The sequence below is a fragment of the Stenotrophomonas sp. SAU14A_NAIMI4_5 genome, assembly GCF_003086795.1.
Taxonomy (GTDB): Bacteria; Pseudomonadota; Gammaproteobacteria; order Xanthomonadales; family Xanthomonadaceae; genus Stenotrophomonas.
Window position 1 is genome coordinate 1,679,534 of the sequence record NZ_CP026003.1, and the last position, 21,393, is coordinate 1,700,926.

A 21,393-nucleotide genomic window follows, 5' to 3' on the forward strand; every position below is an offset into this window, starting at 1 on the left:
CGGCGCTTGCAATCGCCCGCCGCCGGCCGCATTCCCGTTGTATCGCGCCTGCCGAGTACCGCCCGCATGACTGAATTCGTTGTCGCCATTCCGGCCCGTTACGCCGCCTCGCGGCTGCCGGGCAAACCGCTCCGCCCGCTGGGCGGTGAACCACTGGTGCTGCACGTGGCACGCCGCGCGCTGCTGGCCGGCGCCCGTGAGGTCTGGGTGGCCACCGATGACACCCGCATTGCCGATGCCCTGGATGGCCTGGCCGAGGTGAAGGTAGCCATGACCGCGGTCAGCCACGCCTCCGGTACCGACCGCCTGGCCGAGTGCGCGCGCATCGCCGGCTGGTCCGACGAAACCGTGGTGGTCAACCTGCAGGGCGACGAGCCGTTCGCCCCGGCGGCCGGTATCCGTGCCGTGGCGCAGGCGCTGGTCGAGGGTGATGCACCGATGTCGACCCTGGCCACCTCCGTCGAGGATGCCGAAACCCTGTTCGACCCGAACGTGGTCAAGCTGGTGCGCAACGTGCGCAACGAAGCGATGTATTTCAGCCGCGCGCCGATCGCCTGGCACCGCGATGGCTTCGCGCGCAGCCGCGAGGCCTTGCCGGATGGCCATCGCTGGCTGCGCCATATCGGCATCTACGGCTACCGTGCCGGCTTCCTGCAGCAGTTCGCGGCGATGCCGCCGGGCCAGCTGGAGCAGGTCGAGGCGCTGGAACAGCTGCGCGTGCTGGAAGCCGGTTTCCCGATCAGCGTGGCGATCTCGCCCGAAGCCTTCCCGCCGGGCATCGACACGCCCGAAGACCTGGCCCGCGCCGAAGCCCTGCTGCAGTCCATGGCCGCGCGATGAACCTGCTGGTCGTCTGCCTGGGCAACATCTGCCGCTCGCCGATGGCCGAGGGCGCGCTGCGTGCCCGACTGCAGGCCTCGCCGCTGGCCGACCGGGTGCAGGTTGACTCGGCCGGCACCGGCGACTGGCACGTCGGCGAAGCACCTGACCGGCGCGCCATTGCCTGTGCCGCCCGCCACGGCGTGGATATCGGTGGCCTGCGTGCGCGCCAGCTGCAGGCGGGGGATTTCGAACGCTTCGACTGGATCCTCTGCGCCGACGAGGCCAACCTGCGCGACGCCGCGCGGCTGGCCACGGCCGCCCAGCGCGGGCGCCTGTCGCTGTACATGCCGTGGTCGGGCGGGCAGGGCGCGCAGGCCATCCCCGACCCCTATACCGGCGACCAGGATCATTTCGAGCAGGTCTGGGCGATGGTCGACCAGGCCGCGCAACGGACCGTGGCACGACTGTTGCGTGACGCCGAGTCCGGCATAATCAGGCCATGAACGCACAGCCCGTCCAGGACCTGCCCGAGTTTGCCACCTGGCTCAATGCCGCCCCCTGCACCCTGACCGAACTGCGTGGCCGGCCGGTCGCGCTGCTGTTCGTCAATGCCGCATCGGCCTGGAGCATGCAGCGGCTGGCCGAGTTCGGCCAATGGCTGTCACGCAACCCGGGCCGCCTGCAGCCGTTGGTGCTGCATGTGCCGCGCTTCGATTTCGAACGCGACGCCGGCGCTGCGCTGAAGCTGCTGCGCAGGCAGGGGCTGTCGATGCCGGCGCTGCTCGATGCGGACTGGGACGGCTGGCGCCGCTTCGGTGTCACGGCCTGGCCGACCGTCATCCTGCTCGACGCGCAGGGGCGCGAACAGCAGCGCCTGATCGGCCTGGGCGCACCCGGCGAGCTGGAACGCGCCTTGAACGATCTCTGCGAAGGCGCGCCGCTGGCACCGTCGCGCGGGGGCAGCGAGCTGCATCCCGAACTGCCGCATCCGCTGCGTTTCCCGGCCGGCCTGGCGGTCAACCGGGACCGCCTGTACATCGCCGACAGTGGGCGCCATCGCATCCTCGAGTGCAGCCATGGCGGGCGCGTGCTGCGCCAGTTCGGGCTGGGTACCGCTGATTTCATGGATGGCAACCTGGCCGAAGCCGCGTTCCATCGCCCGCAGGGGCTGGTGCTCGAGCGCGAGTCGCTGTACGTGGCCGATACCGGCAACCACGCGGTGCGCCGCATCAACCTGGCGACCGGACAGGTCGACACGCTGTGCGGCAACGGTCGCCCTGGCACGCCGGTCGAAGGGCCGGTGGCGCAGGCGCGGCAGGTGGCGCTGGACAACCCGGTTGGCCTGGCGATCGCCGACAACCAGCTGCATATCGCCATGGCCGGCGACAACCGCCTGTGGAGCTTCCACCTGGGCCTGCGCAGCCTGCAATGGCGCGCCGGCAGCGGTGCCATCGACGAGCGCGACGGCAGTGGCCACATGGCCGCCTTCGCCCAGCCCACCGGCCTGGCAGTGGTGCAGCAGGTGCTGTACGTGGCCGATGCGCTGGGCTCGTCCATCCGTGCGGTGCAGCTGCGCGGTGACCTCGTGCAGACCCTGGTCGGGCAGGGCGCCTGGCGCTTCGGCGCCGACGATGGCCCGCGCGGGCAGGCCAGCCTGCAGTATCCGCAGGCCATCGCATTGAGCCCGGACGCACCCGTGCTGTGGATCGCCGACACCGGCAACGGCCGCCTGCGCACGCTGCGCCTGGGCGGCGGCGATCTGGTCACCCAGCCACTGCCGCGCCGCCTGCATGGCCCGGCCGGCCTGGCCGTCGGCGCCGGTGCAGTGTGGATTGCCGAGACCGACGCGCACGCGGTGCTGCGTTTCGACCCCGACAGCGGCGTGCTCAGCGAAGTGCCGATCAGCGAATGACCGACATCACCGCCCCGGCCTTCGACGGCAAGGCCTTCGCGGCCCAGTTGAGCACCGCACCCGGCGTCTACCGCATGTACGCGGCCGACGACACGCTGCTGTACGTGGGCAAGGCGCGCGCGCTGCGCAACCGCGTCGGCAGCTACTTCAACGGCAGCCCGAAGAACGCGCGCATCATGTCGATGCTCTCGCAGATCGCGCGCATGGACGTGACGGTCACGCGCTCGGAAGGCGAAGCGCTGCTGCTGGAAAACCAGCTGATCAAATCCCTGTCGCCGCGCTACAACGTGTCCCTGCGCGACGACAAAACCTACCCGCACGTGCTGCTGACCCGCGAGGACTGGCCGCGCATCGCCCTGCACCGTGGCCCGCGCGCCATTCCCGGGCGTTATTTCGGGCCGTACCCGGGTGTCACCGCGGTGCGCGAAACGCTGAACCTGATGCACAAGCTGTTCAAGCTGCGCAGCTGCGAGGACAGCGTGTTCCGCAACCGTTCGCGGCCGTGCCTGCAGTATCAGATCGGCCGCTGCAGTGCGCCCTGCGTGGACCTGGTGCCGGCGCCGGACTATGCCGAATCAGTGCGCCGCGCCACGCTGTTCCTGGAAGGCAAGAGCGATGAGCTGACCCGCGAGCTGGGCGAGCAGATGCAGGGTGCCAGCGAGGCGCTGGAGTTCGAGAAGGCCGCGCGCCTGCGCGATCTCATCGCTTCGCTGCGCAGCATGCAGACCCGCCAGTACGTGGATGGCCGCGCCGCCGACCTGGACGTGCTGGCCGTGGCCATGCACGGCTCGCAGGCCTGCGTGCTGCTGCTGGCCTTCCGCGATGGACGCAATCTGGGCACCCGCCCGTTCTTCCCGCGCACCAATGGCGAGGACAGCCCCGAAGAGGTGCTGGCCGCGTTCGTGTCGCAGTACTACATCGAATTCGAGCCGCCGCGCGAGATCCTGCTGGACCGGCAGATTCCCGATGCCGACCTGCTGGTGGCCGCGCTTTCGGCCTCGGCCGAGCGCAAGGTGCAGCTGAAGTGGAACGTGCGTGGCGAGCGCGCCGGCTACCTGGAGCTGGCCAGCCGCAACGCGCAGCTGACCCTGGCCACCGAACTCAACAGCCGCAACGCGCAGCACGCGCGCAGCGAAGCCCTGCGCGAGATGCTGGGCCTGGCCGAACCGGTCAAGCGGGTGGAATGCTTCGATATCAGCCACACCATGGGCGAAGCGACCGTGGCGTCGTGCGTGGTGTTCGATGCCGCCGGCCCGGTGCGCGCGCAGTACCGCCGCTTCAACATCAGCGGCATCGAGCCCGGCGATGATTACGCGGCCATGCACCAGGCCATCGACCGCCGCTTCCGCCGCGCCGTGGAAGAGCAGGGCGTGCTGCCCGACGTGCTGCTGATCGATGGTGGCGCCGGCCAGCTGGCCCAGGCCCAGGCCGCCCTGGCCGACCTGGGCGTGGAAGGCGTGCTGCTGGTGGGCGTGGCCAAGGGCGTGGAGCGCCGCGCCGGCCACGAAGCGCTGGTGATGCCCGATGGCCGCGAGCTGCGCCCGGGCGCGGCCAATCCTGCGCTGCAGTTCATCCAGCAGGTGCGCGACGAAGCGCACCGCTTCGCCATCACCGGACATCGGGGCCGCCGTCAGAAGGCCCGGATGACCAGCAAGCTGGAAGATATTCCCGGTATCGGCCCGCGCCGGCGCGCCAGCCTGCTCAAGCATTTCGGTGGTCTGGTCGGCCTGAAAGCCGCCGGCGAAGCTGAAATCGCCAAGGTCGAGGGCATCAATGACGCCCTCGCTGCACGCATCTACGCTAACCTGCACGGGTTGGCCACGCCTGACCCGGCCGAGTAGAGAGAGAAGCAAGCCGCATGAAGTTGACCCTGCCCACCTGGCTGACGTTGTTGCGGATCGTGATGATCCCGGTGCTGGTGCTGGTGTTCTACCTGCCCTACACCTGGACCAATTTCGCGTCCGCGGCGATTTTCGGCCTAGCCGCGATCACCGACTGGCTCGATGGCTGGATCGCACGTCGGTACAAGCTGGAATCGGCGTTCGGCGCCTTCCTCGATCCGGTGGCGGACAAGCTGATGGTGGCCGTGGCGCTGTTCCTGATCGTGCAGGGCCACCCGACGCCGTGGATGGCGTTCTGGGCGGCGGTGATCGTCGGCCGCGAAATCGCGGTGTCGGCGCTGCGCGAGTGGATGGCCGAGCTGGGCCAGCGCGCCAAGGTGCGCGTGGCCATGATCGGCAAGGTCAAGACCACCGCACAGATGGTCGCGCTGCTGTGCCTGCTGTATTCGGTGGCACCGAACGTGCCGGTCAATGACATCTGGATGGGCCCGCCGGTGTTCCATATCGGCGACTGGACCCTGGCCATTGCCGCCGTGCTGACCCTGTGGTCGGGCCTGCAGTACCTGCATGCCGCCTGGCCGAGCCTGCGCGAAGACGAGCGCGCCGCGCGCGAGCGTTCGCGGCAGAAGAAGCTGGGCAACTGAGCCCCGGGGTCGGATCCCTTTCCGCAGGAAAGGGCTCTGACCCCACGGTCGCCCCCATCCACGCATGGCGTGGATCTACTGGATCGAGATGCCTCCATCCACGCATGGCGTGGATCTACCGGAGCGGGATGCCCGCATCCACGCATGGCGTGGATCTGCTGGTGGATCTACCGACACATCGCGCGCCGTAGTAGATCCACGCCATGCGTGGATACGCCATGCCGAAGCGCCGCGAAATCCCCCTGAAAAAACCGCTTGACGCCATTCCCAGAACAGGTAGAATTTCGCCTCCCAAGCGGGAATAGCTCAGTTGGTAGAGCGCAACCTTGCCAAGGTTGAGGTCGCGAGTTCGAGTCTCGTTTCCCGCTCCAGATTCAAGAAAAACGCTCCCGAAAGGGGGCGTTTTTCGTTGTGCGGTCATCCCGCCGGCAATCAGTCTTCGTCCTGCGCCGATGCACGCGAACGCATGCCGGTGATGCGCGCTTCCTCGCGTGCCACCTGGCGGTCGGCAAACCACTCCTGCACGTCGCCTGCGAAGCTCGCCGGGCGCCCCTTGCCCTGCACGCCCTCGGCAATCGAGGCCAGGCTGGACCGTGCCAGTTCCTCGCGCATGGCCTTCTGCGCATTGATCATCACCGCATGGATGCCGCACACCCCGCGGTTGGCCCAGCGCGGTGGACTGCCATCAAACAGCGCGCAGCGCCCACGGATCTCCTGGCAGTCGAAGAGCGCTTTCTGGCCTTCCACGGCGTCAACCACATCCAGCACGCTGATGTCCTCGGGCGCGCGTGCCAGCTGGTAGCCACCGCGGATACCGCCGGTGGATTCGACGATCCCCGCCTTTTCAAGCTTGGGAAAGATCTTGGCCATGAAGGCTGCCGGCACGCCCTGCAGTTCGGCGAGGTCGCGGCTGCTGGGCCGCTGTTCCAGCGGTGGAAGCAGCCAGAGCAGGCAGTGCAGGGCGTACTCGACGCCTGTTCCGATGTGAGCCATGGGACCGGTCCAGAAAAATATAACGCGGACTATAGGGGCCTGAGTTACCGCCCGCAAGCGCGTCGCGCCTTGTGCAGGGCGTTGATTTCATTGGCGTTGTGGCTGGAAGGGCCGCCTGGCAAGACCGCCCGGGCCTGAACGGCACCGCCATCACGCGCTTGCGCCACATAACGCGGACTCATATGATCCGCGTTATGTGGCGCGTCGGCGCAGCACATCACCCCCGCCCATGCCGTTCGTGCATCCGGGCGCCTGAACCCTGATTCCCAGAAGGACTTCCTCCGTGTCCCAACGCATTCTTGTCATCGGCGCCGGCTTTGCCGGCATGTGGAGCGCGCTTGCCGCCGCCCGTCTTCTCGACCAGGCCGCGCGCCGCGACGTGGAGATCGTCCTGGTCGCGCCGTCGCCGGAACTGCATGTGCGCCCGCGTCTCTACGAGAAGGCACCGGAGCGCATGACGGCGCCGCTGCAGGGCATCTTCGACACCGTCGGCGTGCGTTACCTCGCCGGTCGCGTCGAACGCATCGACGTCGCCCACCAGCAGGTCGTGGTGGCGACTGCGGGCACCGATGCTGCGGCGCAGACGCTGCACTACGACCGCCTGGTGCTGGCCGCCGGCAGCCGCCTGAACTGCCCGCCGATTCCCGGCCTGCAGCAGCACGCCTTCAACGTCGACCAGATCGCCGATGCAGCGCGCCTGCAGGCACATCTGCAGGGACTTGCCGGCCGTGTGCAGAGCGCTGCACGCAACACGGTGGTGGTGGCGGGTGCAGGCTTCACCGGCATCGAAACCGCGGCCGAAATGCCGGCACGCCTGCGCGAAGTACTCGGTGCCGATGCGGCGGTCGAGGTCATCCTGGTCGAGCGTGCCGATGCGCTGGGCCCGGACCTGGGCGAAGGCCCGCGGCCCGTGATCACCCAGGCCCTGACCGAACTGGGTGTGTCCTGGCGCCTGGGCTCGGGCGTGGCCCGCGTGGATGCCGAGGGCGTGACCCTCGAGAGTGGTGAGCGCATCGACGCCGCCACCGTCATCTGGACGGCCGGTGCGCGCGCCAGTGCATTGACCGAGCAGATTCCCGGCCAGCACGACGCCGTGGGTCGCCTGCATGTGGACCGCACCCTGAAGGCGAACGGTGTCGACGCGGTGTTCGCTACCGGGGACTGCGCGCATGCCGCCACCGATGACGAGGGCAATGTGGCGATGATGTCCTGCCAGCACGCAATGAACCTCGGTCGCTCCGCCGGCCACAACGCCGCCGCTGACCTGCTGGGTGAAGCGATGATTGACTATGCGCAGCCCAAGTACGTGACCTGCCTGGACCTGGGCCCGTGGGGCGCGGTCTACACCGAGGGCTGGGATCGCCAGGTGGCGCTGGCTGGTGCCGAAGCCAAGGCGCTGAAGACCCGCATCAACACCGAATGGATCTACCCGCCCGTGGGTGAGCGCGCGGAGATCCTGGCGTCGGCGGACCCGCTGCGGATCGTGGTCGCCTGACGGCACGGTGAGACACACGGAACAACGCCCGCGGATGCGGGCGTTGTCCTTCCGATGCGCCACGGGCAAAGCGCCGCTTCATCCCCACTTCACCGCCACCCCATCGCCCCGCCACGCGCGCCAGCGACGCTGCAACACCGTTCCAAGCGGTGATGCAGCGATGCCCCACATGTCCTCTGCCTACGACCACGATCTGGTCATCGTCGGCGCAAGCTTCGCCGGTGCTGCCTGCGCATTGGCCGCCGCGCAGTACGGCCTGCGCGTCTGCGTGCTGGAACGCAAGGCAGATCCCGGTGAGCGCCTGCACACCACCGGCATCGTGGTGAAGGAAGCGATGGAGCAGACCTGGCTGGGCCGCATGCCCGAGCATCTGGTCCAGCGTGTCGCGCGCGTGCGCTTGTACGCGCCGAATCTGCGCAGCGTGCAGCTGGCCGCGCCCGGGTACTACTTCCTCACCACCGACACCCCGAACCTGATGCGCTGGCTGGCCGACGAACTGCGTGCCAGCGGCGTGGATCTGCGCCTGCAGCAGTCTTTCAGCAATGCAGAGGCCGATGGCGATGGCTGGCAGGTGGACGGGGCAGGGCGGTGCGCATATCTGGTGGGTGCCGATGGCGCGCGATCACGCGTCGCCCGGCGTACCGCCCTGGGCCAGGTGCGTGACAATCTCTACGGCGTCGAGCGCGAGTTCGATGGCCTGCAGTTGCCACAGGGCGATGCGCTGCACTGCTTCGTCAGCAAGCGCTATGCGCCGGGCTACATCGGCTGGGTCGCGCAGAATCCCACGGGCGTGCAGGTCGGGCTCGCCCTGCGCCATGATCCGCTGCAGGCGCGGGTGCCGGACATCGATGGCTTCATCGAACTTGTGCGCGACATCGTCGGCATCCCACCGTCCTTGCGGCCGTCGTCCACCCGCGCCGGGCTGGTGCCCTGCGGCCTGCCGGATGGCCCGATCACCGGCCACCGCCTGGTCCTGACCGGGGATGCGGCCGGCATCGTCTCGCCGCTGTCGGCCGGCGGCATCCACTCGTCGTGGCGGCATGGCTGGGCGGTCGGCGATGCCATCGGCCTGCACCTGCGTGGCCAGGGCCCCGCCGCCGAGCAGGTGGCGCGGCGGGTGGCACCGACCTTCCGCCGCAAGCGCGTGCTGCGCTGGGCGATGGACCATCTGCAGCAGGACTGGCCGCTCAATGCGCTGCTGCGCACCGCCGCGACGCGGCGCGTGGCCGAGCAGATCTACTTCCACCGGCGCGGGGTGCGGGCCTGACCGCCAAGCTGAACGACGCGGTGCAGACGACCCGAAAAATCCGGTTGACGCCGTGCAGCAATATCGACACAATAGCGCTCCTTCGACGCAGGTCGAACGGAATCTGCGGGAATAGCTCAGTTGGTAGAGCGCAACCTTGCCAAGGTTGAGGTCGCGAGTTCGAGTCTCGTTTCCCGCTCCAGATTGCAGAAAAACGCTCCCGAAAGGGGGCGTTTTTCGTTTGCGTCAGTGCTTCGATACCAGGTGGGTCGAAAGGCAGACTGCGAGCGCGCAGGCTGCGAACATCAGGCCCATGTCGGTGGCTGCATGGCGTAGTGCTGCGCTCACGATGAAGGGTATCTGCGTGCGGTGGAAGCGCGGCTGCGAAACCCCTGCCACGCACTGATGACGGACACCGCGCACAGGGCCAGGAACAGGCTCAGATCCAGCAGCAGCAACCACAGCAGGTGTGTGCCGTAGACCGGCGATTGGTGCATCGCGCCCATCGCGAACGGTACCGACCACGTCAGCAGCAGCGCAAAGGCGATCAGCAGGCGCAGCCAGAGCCGACGCCATCGCCATGGGCGCACGATCAGCATGACAACCGCGATCTCGATCGTGCTCATCAGGGCAAAGATCGCAACGGCGCGGATGGGATAGGGCTGCACTTCGCCGGGTTCCAGCCAGCGCTGCATCCAGTAGTCGGTCTGCGTACCGGCATGAATCAGCGCGGCCATCACGGCCAGCCAGATCACGACTGCCGCCAGGTAGTACAAGCGAGTGCTGCGATCACTCATGCGCGGGCTCCTTGCGCGTGCTCCAGGTGGTAGTGCGCGCAGCGAAGCGCATGCTCGCGGCGATCGCGGCAAGTGCAAGCACGCCTGGCCCGACGGTGAAGTACACCATGCGCAGCGGGTTGTTGTGCATCAGCGTCCAGGTCGCGAATGCGAGCGGGATGGCCAGCACCAACAATTTCGCTGCCAACGGCCGCAGTACGGCGATCAACGGCTGTGCGCCGAGGAACAGCACGAACGCGTAGTACTGCGCGAGGCCCAGGCCGATGTTGCCGTGCGAGCTGAAATCAACATGATCGCGATACCAGTTCATGCCCAGCGGCATCAGCGTCCAGTAGAGCGCGGCCACCAGCAGGTGCAGCAGCAGGGAGATCAGCAGGGATTTGCCGTGCAGGAACATGGGCCGAGGCGTCCGGGCGGGGCAGGGAACCCCACCGCGCAAGGCCCGGATCGCGGTGCGTGAAGACTGTTGACGGCGTGAAGGAATTTGGACACAATAGCTCTCCTTCGACGCAGGTCGAACGGAATCTGCGGGAATAGCTCAGTTGGTAGAGCGCAACCTTGCCAAGGTTGAGGTCGCGAGTTCGAGTCTCGTTTCCCGCTCCAGATTCTACAGGGCCCCGGTAGGGGCCTTGTTTTTCTCCCGCCTCGGCAAGGCGGGGCACGTTGGGCCACAAGGCTTTGCGCGCAGTCAGAAAGGTGAAATCGCTGGTGTGTGTTCCGGATTTCCGGTACCATGGCGGCTTACGCGGGAATAGCTCAGTTGGTAGAGCGCAACCTTGCCAAGGTTGAGGTCGCGAGTTCGAGTCTCGTTTCCCGCTCCAGTTTCGACAGGCCCCATCGCGGGGTTTTGTCATGTCAGGGGCATCGTTCCTGGCCGCAGTACGTTGGCCTCATGGCAGAGTGGCTATGCACCGGATTGCAAATCCGTTTACAGCGGTTCGATTCCGCTTGAGGCCTCCAATTGAAAAGCCCTGACTCCGGTCAGGGCTTTTTCTTTGCGCGGCCCCCTGCCAAACCGCACTGCTGGCCCGCAGACGCCCCTGCTAACGTCCGCCGTCACACTCAGGAAGAGGGGCGGGCAGTGCGCGCGTTGGCAATCCGGCAGGCAATCTACCTTCCCCTCGGTGCAATGTTCGCCGCAATCGCGTTCGGCTTCACCGTGCCCGGCTACAGCTCGCTCTCGCAGCACCTCAGCGAGATGGGGCTGATGCCGGGCCTGCCGGCAAACATGTTGACGGCCTGCATCGCGGTCAATGGCGCGGCCATCATCGTCTTCAGTCTTGCGCTGCTGGGCTGGGGCCGCCGCTTCGCACTCACCGCGCTCACCTCCATGCTGTTCGGCGTGGCCATGCTCAGCAACGGGGTGTTCACCACCGGCAGCCCGCTGCACGGCATGTACTCCATCGGCATCTTTTCCATCCTGACGCCGCTGTTGTTCCTGGTTGAGCTCGGTGCCGATGCCTCCAGGCGCATCGCCTGGGTGGCACGCGCCGCTTCGCTGCTGGGCATGGCCTATCTCTGGTTGATGCTGTCGGGCTTCGATCCGCAGCCCTGGCACGGGCTGACCCAGCGCATCGCGCTGTTGCCGGCATTTGGCTGGTACACGTTCGCCGCACTGGAACTGCGACGGCTGTCCGGCAGCAGCTGATGGTGTGTCTGGTTACACTCAAGGCATGAACCAGATCGACAACTTCCGCGGCGCACTGCTCGGACTGGCCTGCGGCGATGCCGTCGGCACCACGGTGGAATTCAAGCCGCGCGGCAGCTTCACCCCGCTCACCGACATGGTCGGCGGTGGCCCGTTCAATCTGAAGCTGGGGCAGTGGACCGACGACACCTCGATGGCGATGTGCCTGGCCGAAAGCCTGGTGCGTTGCGATGAATTCGATACGCGCGACCAGATGACCCGCTATGCCAACTGGTATCGCAACGGTTACTGGAGCGCGACCGGTGAGTGCTTCGACATCGGCATGGCCACGCGCGCGGCCATCGACCAGTTCCTGCTCAGCGGGCAGCCGCTGTCGGGCAATGAAGACCCGCGCAGTGCAGGCAATGGCTCGATCATGCGCCTGGCGCCGGTGGTGCTGCGCTATGCCGGAACGCCGGAACTGCCGGCGATGGCCGAGCTGAGTTCGCGAACCACCCATGCCACGCGCGAATGCCTGGATGCATGCCGCTTGCTGGCAGCCGCGATCGAGCGTGCGCTGGATGGGCAATCGAAGCAGGCCGTGCTGGATCTGCGTGACGTCCCGGTGCAGGGCGAGCGCCTGCAGCAGATCGCCGCCGGGCAGTACCAGCAGGCAAGCCGAGAGCAGATCCGCGGCAGTGGCTATGTGGTGGACAGCCTGGAGGCGGCGTTCTGGTGCTTCCATCGGCACGACACGTTCGCCGCTGCGGTGCTGGAAGCGGCCAACCTGGGCGACGATGCCGATACCACGGCCGCGGTGCTCGGCCAGTTGGCCGGTGCCTTCCATGGTGCGGCCGGCATCCCCGCGCACTGGCTGCAGGTGCTGGCGATGCGCGCGGAAATCCAGGTGCTGGCCGATGCGCTTTACCAGCGCAACCAGGCCGCGCACGCGTAGCTGCCTGCGGAGGCTTCAGCCTGGCAGCGGGGTCTTCGTTGCAAGCTTCTGCAGGAAGCGCGCGCTGTCGATGATCGCGCGACGGTGCAGGCATTCACCGATCAATCCGCCTTCGTCCTCGCAGCGCACCTTGAACAGCAGGGTGCGCCCTTCAATGGCGACCAGCTCCACCTGCGCGCTCACCCGCATGCCTTGCGGCGTGGCCGCGACATGGCTGACATCGACGTGCGTACCGACCGTTGCCTGCCCGGCGTCGAGATACGGGGCCAGGGCCTGGATGCAGGTCTGTTCGATGAAGCCGATCATCATCGCCGTGGCGAACACCGGTGGCATGCCGACGAAGCCGGGCCAGTCCGGCGCCACGTTCGGTACCAGTTGATTCGCCGAGACCACCTGGGACGCCTCGAAGCGCACGCCTGGCTGCAGGGAAACAATCGTCGTCATAGCCGTCCAATCCGCATGTTGATGGGCCAGAAAATCGCGCGGCGCTGCAGCGGGTCGCCCCACTGCGCGGCCAACGCTTCCGCGTAGGCCTGCAGCATCGGTTGCTGTCCGGCTTCGCGCGCGCGGCGCACCGCCGACCAGGTGCCGAAGTAGCCGAAGGTATCGGCGAGGGTCCAGTTGCGCTTGATGGCCAGCGGCGGGTAGTCGAACTCGGCGAAGGGGAACTCCAGTTCCGCATAGCCACTGTCGACCTGGCGGCGTTCGGCCGGCCAGTACGCGCCGAGGTCATCGGCGTAGAAGCGGGCGAAGCGCGGCTGCAGGTCGGGCTCCAGCTGCGGTGTGGCGTAGCTGATGAGTGCGATGACCGCTCCCGGAGCCGCCACCTCGTGCACCTGCGCGTAGAACGCCGGCAGGTCGAACCAGTGCGCGGCCTGGGCAACGGTGATGAGATTGGCGCTGCCGGGTGCCACGGGCAGGTGTTCGGCCGAGGCCTGCTGGTAGCTGACACCCGCCGCAGGAGCGGCGCTGTGCAGCTGGTCGGCGCTGGAGTCCAGGCCCACGACCGCGTCGAAGTGCGGGGCGAGCAGGCGGGTGAGCTGGCCGGTGCCGCAGCCTACGTCCACGGCCAGCGCGTGCGTGCTGCAGGCCTGCGCCAGGAAGTCGGCCAGGGCAGGCGGGTAGTCGGGGCGATGTGCGGCGTAGGCGCTGCCACCTGCGTCGAACCAGTTGGTGGGAGTGGCGGCATTCATGGATGCAGTCCTCGCACTTCGGTCAGACGCGCGGCGAAGCCTTTGTGTTCCAGTGCCGATGCCGTGGCCTCCAATACGTCCAGCAGGGGATGGCCGATCTCCGCCTCCAGCGTGCCGATCGCCTCGAATACCAGCGACCAGTGCGGCTCCAGCCGGCGCAGCAGTGCGCGACCGTCGGCGGTGAAAGCCAGCGCGCTCTTGCGTGCGTCCTCGGCCATCGGCAGGCGTTCGAGCAGGCCCTGCTGGATCATCAGGCCGACGGTCTGGCTGATCGCGCCCTGGGTGAGGCGGCTGGCGTCGGTGATCTCGCCTACGGTGCGGGCGCCACCGGCAATGGCGCGCATCACCGGGGTGTAGCGCGCGCGGTAGTCCAGGCCCATGTCCCGGTAGACCGTTTCGGCCCCCTGGTCCACGAGTTCGGCGGTGTAGCGGAGCAGTTCGCCCAGTCCGACAGTTCGATTCATAAGAGGCAATATGCATTAGCGCTAATGCATGTGCAAGCGTCACCAATCTCAAACCGGGACGACATGAGAAGGGGGTATGGTCGAGCTTCGGTATTCGGGAGCAGCAATGGCACGCAGGGACATGCAAGACCGCATGCAGCACGCGGCAGGCCAGCGATGAGCAGATCCACTGCGGATGTGCGCTGGCTGACATTCCGGCTCAAGAACGGTCAGTCGATCGGGCCGGATCAATTGAAGGACGGCTGGGTGATCGCGGCCGAAACGCGCCATTGCGGCGTGCGCCGTGAGAGCATCGAAGGCTCGGGCGTGGTCTACGCCCTGTATGGGCCCTCCGATCTGCCATCACCGCGTCGCGCTGAACTGCGCATGCGCGATTTCCTGATGCGCTCGGGCTACACCTTCACCATGGGCACGCTGGGCGGCTGACGCCGCCCGCTGCATCTGCGCGGCTGCGCTCAGGGGCGCACGGTCAGCACCTGCCCGATGCTGCCGATCGGGCCACGTTCGTCATGCAGCACCGTGCTGGTCAGGCCGATGCCTTCGCTGCCGAACGACACCGAGGTGTCGAAGCCCAGCCAGTCGCCCTGCGGCGTGCCGAACAGGTGCACGGTCAGGTCCAGGTTGGGGAACGCGATGTCCTTTGGATCGGCGCGTACGGCCATGCCGTTGGACAGGTCGAACAGGGTGGCGGCGCGGGCCAGCGGGCTTACCGTCTCGCCGTCCAGCAGCGGCTGCTTCGCGCGTGCCCAGTAGGTCGCACGGCCGGGGCCGTGGTCATCGCGGCGGATCTGCACGTTCTCGATGAAGCCGCCCGGCCACACCGTCGCCGGATCCCATTCGGGCATCGTGTCGGCAGCTGCGATGCGCGCCAGCGGCGTGCCGGCAATCGCCGCGGTATCGTTCGGGCGCATCAGCCACGCACGCACGCGCAGGGCGGCGCGGTCCTGGTGGCTGAGGGTGGCTTCCACCAGTTCGATGGTGCGGCCGCCGCGCAGTATCTGCACGTGTGCGTCCATCGCTTCGATCGGAATGGTGCCGAGGATGTCGTAGGACAGGCGGCCGATCAGGAAGCCGTGCCCTCGCGCCGCGGCGTCGCGTTCCAGGTGGTGGGCCAGCAATCCCATCGCCGGGGCGATGTGCTGCTCGTTGGTGTTCCAGGCGCCGCCCACGTGTGCGGTCGGCAGGTAGCGGGTGTCGCTCAGTCGTTCGAAGAAGGCCATGGGCTCACAGGGCAGTGGAATGAAGTGCGCGACGCGCACTGCGCCGTGCCTCCATCGTAGCCTCAGTGCGCGGAAGCCGCCTTCAGTGCATCCACCACCTGCGCGCCGGAGAAACCGCAATGGCCTTCGCCGACGGGAGGCAGTACATGCAGTTTCGATGCGCTGCCTGCACGTGCCACCAGCTGCGGATACACCGCCTGCATGCGCGGCACGATGCTCGGATCGTCATGGTTGAACTGGATCACCAGTGGCCGTTGCAGCGCACCGTTGAGTGCCAGACGGTCGCGCACGTACGCCTGCCCCACGGCTGTGCCCTGCACGCGTTGCACGCCCGCGTTGAAGGCCGCGTCGTCACCGAAGCCGCTGTAGACGATGCCGATGTTGCCGGCCGGCATGCCACCGGCGCGCTTCGCCAGTTCGTGCAGGACCAATGCGTGCAGGCTGATCGCACCGGCAAGTGCATCGGGTGCGACCTGCAGCCGCGTGGCCAGCTGTGCGGACTGTGCCGGACGAGTCGCCAGTGCGGCAGCGATGCCCTGGTACAGCGCCATCTGCGGCAGCGCGCCGGCCTCGCTCGACAGCAGGCCGCCGGCCGGCAGGCCCTCGGCCTTGGGGAAGAAGTAGTCAAAGGCCACCAGGGTGGTCAGCAGATCCCCAGCCAGCACGTCGCCGGGCAGGTTGGCGCCGCACAGCGAGACGCCACCGGCATAGCCCTGCGGATGGCGCTCCAGGCTGGCCACGGTGACCGCGCCGCCCATCGAGAAACCGAGCATCCAGGTGCGGCGCACGTGCGTGAGTTCGCCCAGTGCGTGCTGGCGCAGGCGCTCCATGTCGGCCACCGCATCGGCCACCACCCAGCCCTGGCTGGAGTAGGCACTCTGGGCGACGGCATAACCGGCATCGAGCAGTGCCTGGGTGCTGTCTGCAGCCGCCATCGGCGTCTCGCGCGGCACGCCCACCGGTTCATAGCCATGGGCCAGCATCACCAGCTCGCCGTTCCACTGCGCGGGAACATCCAGCCGCCAGGGGGCGCCCTGCAGTTCACCGCTGAACGTGCGCGGCGCTGGCGGCGCGGCCGCGTGCAGGGTGCTGGTGGGAAGCAGGCCGATCGCCAGGACCAGGGGGAGCAGGGCGCGCATCGCAGTCATCCGTGCTGGGGTGCGCCGAGCATAGGGCCTGGGGGCGGGGCACGCGCGCTGCGCTGCCGCAGGATGTTGCGCGGCGTGGTGCCGCCGATCTACCCTCGGTGCATGGTCATCAAGCGCACCGCGTCGATTATCCGCATTCCCCACGGGAAGGCGGGGTAGCGCGCGGTCGCCACGGCCATGCAACCCGCCACGGGAGGGCGGATTGCATGGTCCTCTCCCCCGGGCATTGGATATCCCCGAGGAGATCAACGATGCAGACCGCTTCACCCGCGCACGCCACCCCGACCCTGCACCTGGTGTGCGGCAAGATCGGTGCCGGCAAATCGACCCTGTGCAGGCAGCTGGCACAGGCGCCCGGCACGGTCCTCATCAGCGAGGACGCCTGGCTTGCAGCGCTGTATCCGGCGCAGATCCGCTCCGTCGCCGATTACCTGCAGCGCGCGGCCCTGCTGCGCGATGTGCTGGCTCCTCACCTGCGGGCGCTGCTGCGGGCGGGGGTGTCGGTGGTGCTCGACTTCCCGTTCAACACGGCGGCCACCCGCGCTTGGGCGCGCGAGGTGTTCGAGGCGGTCACTGCCGCACACGCGCTGCATTTCCTCGATGTGGATGATGCGGTGTGCAAGGCGCGGCTGCGCGCCCGCAACGCGCGCGGCGAGCATCCGTTCCGGGCCAGCGACGAGGAGTTCGAGCAGATCACCCGGCATTTCGTTGCGCCTGCGCAGGAGGAGGGCTTCCAGGTGATCCGCTACGCCGCCGACGGTTTCATGATCCCGGATTCGATACGATAGGTCGCATCAGTCATCATCTGCTTGATCCGGAGTCCCGTCATGGTCGACCGCCTTGCCATCCTGCTGGAACGTTTCGCGGTCAACGCCTCGGTATTCCATGCCGGCGCGCTGTGCGGCATCAACAGCCTGCCGGGCGAGGATGAGGCCGGCCAGCTGCACCTGGTGCGGCGCGGGCCGGTGCAGGTCAGCCATGGCCAGCAGACCGTGCAGGTGGATGTGCCCAGCCTGCTGCTGTACCCGCGGCCGATGCCGCACCGGTTCAGTACCGACCCGCAGCACGGTGCCGACATGGCCTGCGCCAACCTGCATTTCGAAGGCGGCCGGCTCAATCCGATCAGCGCGGCGTTGCCCGATTTCATCTGCATGCCGCTGACGGATCTGTATGGCGGCAGCGCCGCGCTGGATCTGCTGTTCGAGGAAGCGTTCGAGCAGCGCTGCGGGCGCACGGTGATGGTCAACCGCCTGTTTGAGGTGGTGATGATCCAGGTGCTGCGGCAGTTGATGGAAGGCGGGCAGATGCGCGGCGGCCTGTTTGCCGGGCTCGGCCACCCGCGCCTGCGCCTGGCCCTGGTGGCCATGCACGAGGCGCCGGCGCAGGCCTGGACGCTGGAGGACCTGGCGGAAACGGCCGGCATGTCGCGCAGCGTGTTCGCCGCCAGTTTCCGCGAGGCGATGGGGACCACGCCGGGCCAGTACCTGCAGGGCTGGCGTGTCAGCCTGGCCCAGCAGGCGCTGCGCCAAGGGCGGCCGTTGAAGCGGATTGCCGACGACGTCGGTTACGGCAGCGAAGCCGCGCTGTCGCGTGCGTTCAAGGCGCACACCGGTCAGTCGCCACGGCAGTGGCGCGAACAGGATCGCGCCAGCGCCGCCTGAGCGCTCAGCCCAGCGCGAGCCGGGCCAGCTTCATGCCGCCAAACAGACCGGCCAGGCCAAGTGCGACCGAGCCGCCGGCATACAGCGCCGCCAGCCCGTGCTGGCCGCGCTGCAGCAGCAGGCCGATTTCCAGCGAATAGGTGGAGAAGGTGGTGTAGCCGCCGAGGATGCCGGTGGTCAGCAGCAGCCGCAGCTGCGGCGAGGCGCCATTGCGCAGGGCGAAGGCCTCCACCACCACGCCCATCAACAGTGCGCCGCTGATGTTGATGAGGAAGGTCGACCAGGGCCACGGGCTGCCGACGGCGACGCGCGCGCCGAGCAGGTTGCAGGCGTGGCGCAGGCACGCGCCCGCGCCGCCTCCCAGGAAGACCAGGGCATAGTTGTTCAGTGCTTGCATCGTTTGCCTCGAATGCTGATTGGCAGGATCGACGGCGTATGCGATGGCGGGCACGGCCTGCCATCGACGAACGCCGGGTTCGTCAACAACAGGAGCCATCAGCCATCTCAGGCGGTTATCGGGGGAGCCCCATCCCCATCACGCGCCATGCTACCAGCGCGACGCGGCGCTGGGCAGGAATCTGTCAGGGCAGGGCGGTGGCGACCACGCGGGCGACCTTGCTGCGGCTGATGCCTTCGCGCAGCAGATCGTTGGCCATCAACCCCAGCGATGCCTGGCGGCGGAAGCCAACATCAAGCCCGCGCCGGTCGAGGATGTTGGCCACCAGCTCATAGGCGGTTTCCCACACATCCAGATAGGCCTCGCTGGGCAGGTACATATAGGCGCTGCCGCGTTCGCCGACCGCGCCATCGACCGGACCGAACAGCAGTTCGCGCGGATCCATCTTCACTGCATCGGCGATGCGGAAGAGCTGCTCGGCTTTTACGTGGTCGGCCTTGACGTTGTCGTTGAGCCAGTTGCTGACGGTGGCGGTGGTGCTTTGCGCAGCGCGGGCCAGGTCGGCCGGGCGGGGGTGCCCGGCATCCTTCATGGCGGCGGCGAGTCGTTGTCCAAGAGTATTCATCTATGCAAGCCAGCTTAACGCGTGGATTCAAAAGAATCCTTGCCACCAGAATAAGTCTGATGACGAAAGAGATCGAAAATGGACGAAATCTGGTGCAAGCGTCAGGTGCGCAACCGGCTGGGACTGGAGACCGACGCCGAGCTGGCCAGGCTCTTTGGAATCAGCAGATCCGCTGTCTCCCAATGGCCCCGCGACTTTCCGATTCCGCCGCTGCGGCGCTACATGCTGCAGCAGCGCTATCCGAGTCTGTTTCCCGCGGAAAAGAGCGAACAGGTAGAAACCATCTAAGTAACGACTGAAACTGTCGCGGTTAGCGTGGTTATGCCGATTTGTTAAGCGCGCTTATCGCCATAGTTGAATTCGATTGAAACCGGCGCGGCAGGGGCGCGGCGGAATGCGTGTCGGGCGAGGGTGTCGGCTTTGGCGCGACGGCGGGGCGGGGCGGCCCAGTTGCTCAGATCATGAACGATTAATAATTTCAATCACAAAAGTCGCACCCTGTAATTGACCTGTCGTGAAAATTATGACTAATTGGCATCAACCGGTTGTGAAGGCCGGGAGTCTTTCAGTACCACGCACGTAGATCGGTTGACCGTCAAAGATGCAGGACAAGTCCAACGGAGGTCGTATGGAATACGGCATGAATGGCTTGGCTGAACGGGTACGCCGCGAACTGGAAGCCAGTTATCACAAACACGGATGCGGTCCGGCGTTCTGGGATACCTACCAGCAGGTGCTTGATCGCCTGGTTCCGCAGGGAACCGAGCGTACCGAAGTGACCAACGATCTGGCGCTGATCATCGAGCAGCTCGGCATCGTCCGCCGTGCCCAGCTGGTGCCGCCGGACGGCAGCAGCCGCCCGCGTTGAGTCAGCACAGGCGCCAGGCGCCGCACGCCAGCAGGGCCGCCAGCAGGGATGCCAGCACGGTGGTGCGTGTGCGCCACCAGCGCGGCGCCTGCCCGGCCATCACCTGCGGGCTGCAGTAACGCACCAGTCCCGGGCCGAATCCGGCGCGGTGCTGCTGCTGCGCGCACGCTTCCAGGCAGGCACCGCAGGCAAGGCAATCGGCCTGGGGCCCATGGCGGATGTCCAGCTGCATCGGGCAGGCCGTCACGCAGGCCGCGCAGTCGGTGCAATCCCCCAGCCGGTCCGCACTGAAGGTGGGCATCGGCCCCGCCAGCAGCGGATGGGCGGCACGGAACACGTAGTCCTGCGCGGTGACCGGATCGAGCAGGCCACGGCCGCGCGCCTGCACGCCGCCCAGTGCGGCAGGTCGTGCGCCACGGGGTTCGCCACGGCGCGCGTCGTACAGCATGCGCGGGGTATGCGGATCGGTCAGCAGCGGCTGCAGGCGCGCGAACGGGCACAGCGAACGGCACACCTGTTCGCGCAGGAAGCCGGCATTGCCGTAGGTGGCCCCGGCATAGAACAGCACCCAGAACACTTTCCACCCGCTCCAGCCGCTTGCGGCGGGCAGGCCGAACAGGCCGTGGATGGGGCTGAACAGGCCGACGAAGGTGATGCCGGTCCACAGCGAGAGCAGCACCCAGCACAGTCGGGTCGCGACCGTGGCCGCGCGCGGGGGCAGCCCTTGCGCCAGCACGCGGGCGATGCCGTCGAAGGCGCGCATCCACAGGGTCTGCGGACAGGCGTGGCCGCACCAGACCCGGCCGGCGAGGTGGGTCAGCAGGGCCAGGCCCACGGCGAGCACCGCCAGCAGGCCCAGCAGCATGCCGATGTCATCCGGCCACAGCGTCCAGCCGAACAGATCGAAGCGGCGTGCGGCGAGGTCGAGCAGCAGCGCCTGGCGTCCATCCCAGCGCAGCCAGGGCAGCACGTAGAACAGCGCCAGCAGAGTGGCACTGAGGGCGCCACGCCAGCGCCAGGGGCGCGGCAGGGAGGGCAGGGCGCAGCTCATCCCAGTGGCAGCTCATCGTCGTCGCCATCGCCGATCGGGCGCAGCAGGTAGCCGGTCACTGCACTGGACAGCGCAGTGACCGCCCAGAACATGAAGAACCCCGCGGTGTAGCCCAGCTCACGGCTGATCGTGCTGCCCGGGAAACTGATCGCCTGCAGCCGCAGGGGATCGACGAAGGCGAAGAACACCACGCTGGCCAGGCCGGCGGCGATGAAGCTGGGCCAGAGGACCGCGCCCCAGTGCTGGATCAGCCGCTGGCGGCGGCCGGAAGACGATGTGTTCATGCTGTCCCAGGTCTGAGGAAGAGGGCGGCGCGTATACTTCGCGGTGGTCGGCGCAGCATCCGCAGGGCATGCGTCCTGCAAGCGCGTCAGCCTAGGCGGGCCTGTCCGCGCCGACATTGATCTGGATCAACAGCGGCAGCCGCCGCCTTC

At 67.6% G+C, this 21,393-nt stretch carries 26 protein-coding genes, 5 tRNA genes and 1 riboswitch; of the genes, 19 read left to right on the plus strand and 12 right to left on the minus strand.

The genetic code is table 11. The features are described 5' to 3' along the window. Positions 1 to 66 precede the first annotated feature (66 nt). The 6 genes from kdsB to C1925_RS07970 all read left to right on the plus strand — a co-directional run bounded on the left by kdsB (position 67) and on the right by C1925_RS07970 (position 5,590). Positions 67 to 840: a 3-deoxy-manno-octulosonate cytidylyltransferase gene (gene kdsB, locus C1925_RS07945; protein ID WP_108768416.1), complete on the plus strand. Its 774-nt coding sequence runs from the start codon at positions 67 to 69 to the stop codon at positions 838 to 840. Then, complete coding sequence (locus C1925_RS07950) at positions 837 to 1,325, plus strand: low molecular weight protein-tyrosine-phosphatase (protein ID WP_108768417.1); 489 nt, start codon at positions 837 to 839, stop codon at positions 1,323 to 1,325. The genes kdsB and C1925_RS07950 overlap by 4 nt, the downstream gene beginning before the upstream one ends. Next, positions 1,322 to 2,734: a hypothetical protein gene (locus tag C1925_RS07955; RefSeq protein ID WP_108768418.1), complete on the plus strand. Its 1,413-nt coding sequence runs from the start codon at positions 1,322 to 1,324 to the stop codon at positions 2,732 to 2,734. The genes C1925_RS07950 and C1925_RS07955 overlap by 4 nt, the downstream gene beginning before the upstream one ends. Continuing rightward, entirely contained in the window at positions 2,731 to 4,575 is a 1,845-nt protein-coding gene (gene uvrC / locus C1925_RS07960; RefSeq protein WP_108768419.1) for an excinuclease ABC subunit UvrC, read from the plus strand. The genes C1925_RS07955 and uvrC overlap by 4 nt, the downstream gene beginning before the upstream one ends. Positions 4,576 to 4,592: 17 nt before the next feature. Then, a complete protein-coding gene (pgsA, locus tag C1925_RS07965; RefSeq protein WP_079221387.1) occupies positions 4,593 to 5,219 on the plus strand; it encodes a CDP-diacylglycerol--glycerol-3-phosphate 3-phosphatidyltransferase in 627 nt (208 codons plus the stop codon). Positions 5,220 to 5,514: 295 nt separating this feature from the next. After that, a tRNA-Gly gene (locus tag C1925_RS07970) sits at positions 5,515 to 5,590 on the plus strand. Positions 5,591 to 5,651: 61 nt separating this feature from the next. On the opposite strand, the gene C1925_RS07975 is transcribed toward C1925_RS07970, so the two are convergent. Beyond that, the gene (locus C1925_RS07975; protein WP_108759594.1) at positions 5,652 to 6,212 is read right to left on the minus strand and encodes an Rrf2 family transcriptional regulator; all 561 of its coding nucleotides are present in this window, start codon (positions 6,210 to 6,212) and stop codon (positions 5,652 to 5,654) included. Between the two features lie 283 nt (positions 6,213 to 6,495). Here C1925_RS07975 and C1925_RS07980 point away from each other — a divergent pair, with 283 nt between their 5' ends. The 3 genes from C1925_RS07980 to C1925_RS07990 all read left to right on the plus strand — a co-directional run bounded on the left by C1925_RS07980 (position 6,496) and on the right by C1925_RS07990 (position 9,155). Continuing rightward, positions 6,496 to 7,707, plus strand: a complete 1,212-nt coding sequence (locus C1925_RS07980; protein ID WP_108768420.1) for an NAD(P)/FAD-dependent oxidoreductase — start codon at positions 6,496 to 6,498, stop codon at positions 7,705 to 7,707. 160 nt (positions 7,708 to 7,867) lie between these two features. Continuing rightward, positions 7,868 to 8,974: an NAD(P)/FAD-dependent oxidoreductase gene (locus C1925_RS07985; RefSeq protein ID WP_108768421.1), complete on the plus strand. Its 1,107-nt coding sequence runs from the start codon at positions 7,868 to 7,870 to the stop codon at positions 8,972 to 8,974. 105 nt (positions 8,975 to 9,079) lie between these two features. Continuing rightward, positions 9,080 to 9,155: transfer RNA gene (locus C1925_RS07990), tRNA-Gly, on the plus strand. Positions 9,156 to 9,297: 142 nt separating this feature from the next. Here C1925_RS07990 and C1925_RS07995 read toward each other — a convergent pair. Continuing rightward, positions 9,298 to 9,750 carry a hypothetical protein gene (locus C1925_RS07995; RefSeq protein ID WP_108768422.1) on the minus strand — a complete coding sequence of 151 codons (453 nt, stop codon included), beginning with the start codon at positions 9,748 to 9,750 and terminating at the stop codon, positions 9,298 to 9,300. Further along, positions 9,743 to 10,147, minus strand: a complete 405-nt coding sequence (locus C1925_RS08000) for a hypothetical protein (RefSeq protein WP_108768423.1) — start codon at positions 10,145 to 10,147, stop codon at positions 9,743 to 9,745. Before C1925_RS08000 ends, C1925_RS07995 begins: the two co-directional genes overlap by 8 nt. 130 nt (positions 10,148 to 10,277) lie before the next feature. Here C1925_RS08000 and C1925_RS08005 point away from each other — a divergent pair. The 5 genes from C1925_RS08005 to C1925_RS08025 all read left to right on the plus strand — a co-directional run bounded on the left by C1925_RS08005 (position 10,278) and on the right by C1925_RS08025 (position 12,332). Continuing rightward, positions 10,278 to 10,353 (plus strand) — tRNA-Gly (locus C1925_RS08005). A gap of 142 nt (positions 10,354 to 10,495) precedes the next feature. Continuing rightward, positions 10,496 to 10,571: transfer RNA gene (locus C1925_RS08010), tRNA-Gly, on the plus strand. Positions 10,572 to 10,636: 65 nt separating this feature from the next. Beyond that, positions 10,637 to 10,710: transfer RNA gene (locus C1925_RS08015), tRNA-Cys, on the plus strand. Between the two features lies 1 nt (position 10,711). Next, a complete protein-coding gene (locus C1925_RS08020) occupies positions 10,712 to 11,398 on the plus strand; it encodes a DUF998 domain-containing protein (RefSeq protein WP_159097498.1) in 687 nt (228 codons plus the stop codon). Positions 11,399 to 11,423: 25 nt separating this feature from the next. Continuing rightward, positions 11,424 to 12,332: an ADP-ribosylglycohydrolase family protein gene (locus tag C1925_RS08025; protein ID WP_108768425.1), complete on the plus strand. Its 909-nt coding sequence runs from the start codon at positions 11,424 to 11,426 to the stop codon at positions 12,330 to 12,332. Between the two features lie 15 nt (positions 12,333 to 12,347). Here the strand turns inward: C1925_RS08025 and C1925_RS08030 are convergent, their stop codons facing one another. Genes C1925_RS08030 through C1925_RS08040 form a run of 3 tightly spaced genes read right to left on the minus strand, consistent with a single transcriptional unit; the run spans position 12,348 to position 13,989 of the window. Beyond that, positions 12,348 to 12,776 carry a thioesterase family protein gene (locus C1925_RS08030; protein WP_108768426.1) on the minus strand — a complete coding sequence of 143 codons (429 nt, stop codon included), beginning with the start codon at positions 12,774 to 12,776 and terminating at the stop codon, positions 12,348 to 12,350. Beyond that, a complete protein-coding gene (locus C1925_RS08035) occupies positions 12,773 to 13,525 on the minus strand; it encodes a class I SAM-dependent methyltransferase (RefSeq protein WP_108768427.1) in 753 nt (250 codons plus the stop codon). Before C1925_RS08035 ends, C1925_RS08030 begins: the two co-directional genes overlap by 4 nt. Then, on the minus strand, positions 13,522 to 13,989 hold the full coding sequence (locus C1925_RS08040; protein WP_108768428.1) for a MarR family winged helix-turn-helix transcriptional regulator: 468 nt from the start codon (positions 13,987 to 13,989) through the stop codon (positions 13,522 to 13,524). The genes C1925_RS08035 and C1925_RS08040 overlap by 4 nt, the downstream gene beginning before the upstream one ends. 156 nt (positions 13,990 to 14,145) lie before the next feature. On the opposite strand from C1925_RS08040, the gene C1925_RS08045 reads away from it, so the two are divergent. Further along, positions 14,146 to 14,415, plus strand: a complete 270-nt coding sequence (locus C1925_RS08045; protein ID WP_108768429.1) for a hypothetical protein — start codon at positions 14,146 to 14,148, stop codon at positions 14,413 to 14,415. Between the two features lie 29 nt (positions 14,416 to 14,444). On the opposite strand, the gene C1925_RS08050 is transcribed toward C1925_RS08045, so the two are convergent. Continuing rightward, positions 14,445 to 15,209: a thioesterase family protein gene (locus C1925_RS08050; protein WP_108768430.1), complete on the minus strand. Its 765-nt coding sequence runs from the start codon at positions 15,207 to 15,209 to the stop codon at positions 14,445 to 14,447. Between the two features lie 62 nt (positions 15,210 to 15,271). Continuing rightward, positions 15,272 to 16,348, minus strand: a complete 1,077-nt coding sequence (locus C1925_RS08055; protein ID WP_108768431.1) for a hypothetical protein — start codon at positions 16,346 to 16,348, stop codon at positions 15,272 to 15,274. A gap of 260 nt (positions 16,349 to 16,608) precedes the next feature. Between C1925_RS08055 and C1925_RS08060 the strand changes: the two genes are divergently transcribed. Together C1925_RS08060 and C1925_RS08065 are read left to right on the plus strand one after the other, a co-directional pair. After that, the gene (locus C1925_RS08060) at positions 16,609 to 17,145 is read left to right on the plus strand and encodes an ATP-binding protein (protein WP_108768432.1); all 537 of its coding nucleotides are present in this window, start codon (positions 16,609 to 16,611) and stop codon (positions 17,143 to 17,145) included. Positions 17,146 to 17,184: 39 nt separating this feature from the next. Then, positions 17,185 to 18,018: an AraC family transcriptional regulator gene (locus tag C1925_RS08065; protein ID WP_108768433.1), complete on the plus strand. Its 834-nt coding sequence runs from the start codon at positions 17,185 to 17,187 to the stop codon at positions 18,016 to 18,018. A 4-nt stretch (positions 18,019 to 18,022) separates the two neighbouring features. Here the strand turns inward: C1925_RS08065 and crcB are convergent, their stop codons facing one another. Then, entirely contained in the window at positions 18,023 to 18,415 is a 393-nt protein-coding gene (gene crcB / locus C1925_RS08070; protein WP_108768434.1) for a fluoride efflux transporter CrcB, read from the minus strand. An 82-nt stretch (positions 18,416 to 18,497) separates the two neighbouring features. Next, positions 18,498 to 18,561, minus strand: a riboswitch (Fluoride riboswitch). 38 nt (positions 18,562 to 18,599) lie between these two features. Then, positions 18,600 to 19,040: a helix-turn-helix domain-containing protein gene (locus tag C1925_RS08075; protein ID WP_234456129.1), complete on the minus strand. Its 441-nt coding sequence runs from the start codon at positions 19,038 to 19,040 to the stop codon at positions 18,600 to 18,602. A 78-nt stretch (positions 19,041 to 19,118) separates the two neighbouring features. On the opposite strand from C1925_RS08075, the gene C1925_RS08080 reads away from it, so the two are divergent. Together C1925_RS08080 and C1925_RS08085 are read left to right on the plus strand one after the other, a co-directional pair. Next, a complete protein-coding gene (locus C1925_RS08080) occupies positions 19,119 to 19,328 on the plus strand; it encodes a hypothetical protein (protein WP_108768436.1) in 210 nt (69 codons plus the stop codon). 340 nt (positions 19,329 to 19,668) lie between these two features. Next, positions 19,669 to 19,908: a hypothetical protein gene (locus tag C1925_RS08085; RefSeq protein WP_108768437.1), complete on the plus strand. Its 240-nt coding sequence runs from the start codon at positions 19,669 to 19,671 to the stop codon at positions 19,906 to 19,908. Position 19,909: 1 nt separating this feature from the next. Here C1925_RS08085 and C1925_RS08090 read toward each other — a convergent pair whose 3' ends face one another. Then, positions 19,910 to 20,959, minus strand: coding sequence for a 4Fe-4S dicluster domain-containing protein (locus C1925_RS08090; protein ID WP_108768438.1), 1,050 nt, complete (start codon positions 20,957 to 20,959; stop codon positions 19,910 to 19,912). Continuing rightward, positions 20,956 to 21,243 (minus strand): hypothetical protein, encoded by a 288-nt coding sequence (locus C1925_RS08095; RefSeq protein ID WP_108768439.1) that lies wholly within the window; start codon positions 21,241 to 21,243, stop codon positions 20,956 to 20,958. Before C1925_RS08095 ends, C1925_RS08090 begins: the two co-directional genes overlap by 4 nt. Positions 21,244 to 21,393 lie beyond the last annotated feature (150 nt).